1 protein-coding gene and 1 pseudogene are annotated in these 1,203 nt (G+C 60.1%); both read right to left on the reverse strand.

Annotated features, from left to right (window positions below; all coding sequences use genetic code 11):
* The coding region (locus tag ACXPVS_RS27330; protein ID WP_458512653.1) for an immunoglobulin-like domain-containing protein at positions 1-387 on the reverse strand (387 nt) is incomplete at its 3' end.
* Positions 388-395: 8 nt separating this feature from the next.
* A pseudogene (locus tag ACXPVS_RS27335) lies at positions 396-1,163 on the reverse strand (immunoglobulin-like domain-containing protein); the annotation flags it as partial.
* Positions 1,164-1,203: the final 40 nt, after the last annotated feature.

Here is a 1,203-nt window from a genome sequence, read left to right on the forward strand (position 1 = left end):
CACCGTCGAGGTGTCGATGGTGTCGGTGACGCTGGTAACCGCCGCAACAGTGCTTGGCACCAGGTTTTCGAAGTTACCGCCGGTCGCGGCGGTGATTGTCGCCTGAACAGTGCCGGCGTCTTTGTAGACGTCATCGGCTGGTGCGGCGACGGTTACCGAACCGCTGGTGGCGCCGGCCGCGATGAGGATCACTGCGCCGTTGCTCAATGTCACGGTGACTGGTGTACCAGCAGCATTGGTCAGGTTGGCGGTGTAGACAATTGAACCGCCTTCAGCCACGGAGTCGGTAGCGCTCAAGGACAGGTTGGTGGTGTCTGGCGTGTCGGTCACGGTAGTGCTGACCGGCGTTTTATCCGCGACCAGGTTTTCGTAGTTGCCGCCGCTCACGTCGGTGNTGGTGTACCAGCAGCATTGGTCAGGTTGGCGGTGTAGACAATTGAACCGCCTTCAGCCACGGAGTCGGTAGCGCTCAAGGACAGGTTGGTGGTGTCTGGCGTGTCGGTCACGGTAGTGCTGACCGGCGTTTTATCCGCGACCAGGTTTTCGTAGTTGCCGCCGCTCACGTCGGTGATCGAGTTGGTCAACGGTGCGTGGCCATTGAGCACATCGTTCGGTGCTACAGCATTAACAGTGCCGCTCGTTTTGCCGATGTCGATGGTGATGGTCTGGCCGTTGGCCAGGGTCACGGTGACCGGGGAGCCAGTGACAGGCTGACCGATCGTCGCGGTGTAAGTGACAGTGCCGCCTTCAGCGGCAGTATCGGTCGCAGTCAATTTCACCGTCGAGGTGTCGATGGTGTCGGTGACGCTGGTAACCGCCGCAACAGTGCTTGGTACCAGGTTTTCGAAGTTGCCACCGGTGGCCTTGGTGATTGTTGCCTGAACAGTGCCGGCATCTTTGTAGACGTCATCGGCCGGAGCCGCAACGGTCACGGTGCCAGTGGTTTTGCCGGCGTCGATGGTGATCACGGCGCCGTTCGACAGCGTGACGGTAACCGGCGTGCCAGCTGCGTTAGTCAATGTCGCGGTGTAGAGGATCGAGCCGCCTTCAGCGACCGAATCGGTAGCGCTCAAGGACAGGTTGGTGGTGTCCGGGGTATCAGTAACAGTGGTCGAAACCGGCGTTTTATCCGCGACCAGATTTTCGTAGTTGCCACCGCTCACGTTGGTGATCGAGTTGGTCAACGGTGCGTGGCCATTGAGC

It is taken from the genome of Pseudomonas sp. Ma2-10 (assembly GCF_054330215.1).